This is a genomic window from Bacillus sp. 1021, from assembly GCF_014534735.1.
Taxonomy (GTDB): domain Bacteria; phylum Bacillota; class Bacilli; order Bacillales; family Bacillaceae; genus Bacillus; species Bacillus siamensis.
On record NZ_JACVSR010000011.1, the window covers coordinates 1 to 3,105 of the forward strand.

The 3,105-nt window shown below is 56.8% G+C and carries 1 pseudogene; it reads right to left on the reverse strand.

The annotated features are described in order from the left end of the window. Positions 1 to 284, reverse strand: a pseudogene (locus tag ICW23_RS19135) (mucin 17-like protein); the annotation flags it as partial. Positions 285 to 3,105: the final 2,821 nt, after the last annotated feature.

Here is a 3,105-nt window from a genome sequence, read left to right on the forward strand (position 1 = left end):
GCGACTGGGATCACAGGGTCAACCGGTCCAACTGGAGTAACAGGAACAACCGGATCAACAGGTCCAACGGGTGCAAGAGGAGCAACCGGATCGACTGGGATCACAGGGTCAACAGGTCCAACTGGTATAACAGGAACAACAGGAGTAACAGGTCCAACGGGTGCAAGAGGAGCAACCGGATCGACTGGAATCACAGGGTCAACCGGTCCAACAGGAGTAACCGGAGTAACGGGAGCGACAGGAGCAACGGGTGCAAGAGGAGCAACCGGATCGACTGGAATCACAGGGTCAACCGGTCCAACAGGAGTAACCGGAGCAACGGGAGTAACTGGTCCAACCGGAGCAACCGGAGCGACTGGAGAAACGGGCCCAACCGGCTCAACTGGAGTAACAGGATCAACAGGAGTAACTGGTGTAACGGGACCAACTGGAGAAACCGGTCCAACCGGAGTAACGGGAGCAACCGGAGCAACCGGAGTAACAGGAGCAACCGGGGTGACTGGCCCAACGGGTGTAACGGGCCCAACCGGATCGACTGGCTCAACCGGGGTGACTGGCCCAACGGGTGTAACGGGCCCAACCGGATCGACTGGGGCAACCGGGGCAACGGGTGTAACAGGAGAAACTGGCTCAACTGGAGTGACAGGAGAAACTGGCCCAACTGGTGCAACCGGATCAACCGGAGCGACAGGAGTAACCGGATCAACCGGAGCAACAGGAGCGACCGGAGTAACTGGAGAAACCGGTCCAACAGGAGCAACAGGAGTAACTGGAGAAACGGGACCAACAGGAGCAACAGGAGCAACAGGAGCAACAGGAGCAACAGGAGTAACTGGTCCAACAGGAGCAACGGGAGTAACTGGTCCAACAGGAGCAACAGGAGTAACTGGTGTAACCGGCTCAACTGGAGAAACTGGTTCAACCGGAGTGACAGGAGAAACTGGCCCAACGGGTCCAACCGGGTCAACAGGAGCAACAGGATCAACCGGAGCAACAGGAGTAACGGGCTCAACCGGAGCAACTGGTGTAACTGGTGCAACCGGGGCAACTGGAGCAACAGGAGTAACAGGATCAACCGGCTCAACTGGAGAAACTGGCCCAACGGGTGTAACCGGAGCGACTGGAGAAACGGGACCAACAGGACCAACAGGTGTAACCGGAGTGACTGGAGAAACCGGCCCAACGGGTGCAACCGGAGCAACGGGAGTAACTGGTCCAACTGGAGAAACAGGAGCAACAGGAGTAACTGGTGTAACCGGCTCAACTGGAGAAACGGGACCAACAGGAGTAACAGGAGTAACAGGAGTAACCGGAGCGACAGGAGAAACGGGACCAACAGGAGTAACCGGAGCAACCGGGGCAACTGGAGAAACAGGATCAACAGGAGTAACCGGAGTAACTGGTGTAACCGGAGCGACTGGAGAAACGGGACCAACAGGACCAACCGGAGTAACCGGAGTAACTGGAGCAACAGGAGAAACAGGATCAACCGGGGCAACAGGATCAACAGGAGTAACTGGTGTAACCGGAGCGACTGGAGAAACGGGACCAACAGGACCAACCGGAGTAACCGGAGTAACTGGAGCAACAGGAGAAACAGGATCAACCGGGGCAACAGGACCAACCGGAGTAACCGGAGTAACCGGAGTAACTGGAGCAACCGGAGCAACAGGAGTAACAGGATCAACCGGAGTGACTGGAGCAACAGGAGTAACAGGTCCAACCGGAGCAACTGGTGTAACCGGCTCAACCGGATCAACCGGGGCAACTGGTGTAACCGGCCCAACCGGAGCAACCGGGGCAACAGGAGCAACAGGAGTAACAGGATCAACCGGAGCGACTGGAGAAACGGGTGCAACCGGAGCGACCGGAGTAACTGGAGAAACCGGTCCAACAGGATCAACCGGAGCGACCGGAGTAACTGGAGAAACGGGACCAACAGGATCAACCGGGGCAACAGGATCAACAGGAGCAACCGGGGCAACAGGAGCAACAGGAGCAACAGGAGCAACAGGCTCAACAGGCTCAACTGGTCCAACAGGCTCAACTGGAGAAACTGGCCCAACGGGTCCAACCGGCTCAACCGGGGCAACTGGCGTAACCGGATCAACGGGAGTAACAGGAGCGACAGGAGAAACCGGCTCAACTGGAGAAACCGGTGCAACGGGTGCAACCGGAGCAACAGGAGTAACTGGTGTAACCGGAGTAACTGGTGAAACGGGTCCAACTGGAGAAACTGGCCCAACGGGCCCAACCGGGGCAACTGGCGTAACCGGCTCAACTGGAGTAACAGGAGCGACAGGAGTAACTGGTGTAACCGGCTCAACTGGAGAAACTGGTTCAACAGGAGCGACTGGAGAAACGGGACCAACAGGACCAACAGGACCAACAGGAGAAACAGGAGCGACTGGAGAAACGGGTCCAACCGGCTCAACTGGAGAAACGGGACCAACTGGAGAAACCGGTCCAACCGGAGCAACAGGAGTAACTGGTGTAACCGGATCAACAGGAGTAACTGGAGAAACGGGACCAACTGGAGAAACGGGACCAACCGGAGCAACAGGAGTAACCGGGGCAACAGGAGCAACTGGAGAAACCGGTCCAACCGGAGCAACAGGAGTAACCGGGGCAACAGGAGCAACTGGCGTAACCGGCTTAACTGGAGAAACTGGTTCAACCGGAGTGACTGGAGAAACCGGACCAACGGGTGCAACAGGATCAACAGGAGTAACTGGAGAAACGGGACCAACTGGAGAAACAGGTCCAACCGGATCAACAGGAGCAACTGGTGAAACGGGTCCAACCGGATCAACCGGGGCAACAGGATCAACAGGAGTAACCGGAGCAACAGGAGCGACTGGAGAAACGGGAGCAACAGGATCAACAGGAGTAACTGGTCCAACTGGAGAAACAGGCTCAACCGGAGTGACTGGAGAAACCGGACCAACGGGTGCAACAGGATCAACAGGAGTAACTGGAGAAACCGGTCCAACAGGAGCAACAGGAGTAACTGGAGAAACGGGACCAACAGGACCAACCGGGGTAACAGGAGTAACTGGAGCAACAGGAGTAACTGGTGAAACGGGTTCAACTGGAGAAACCGGA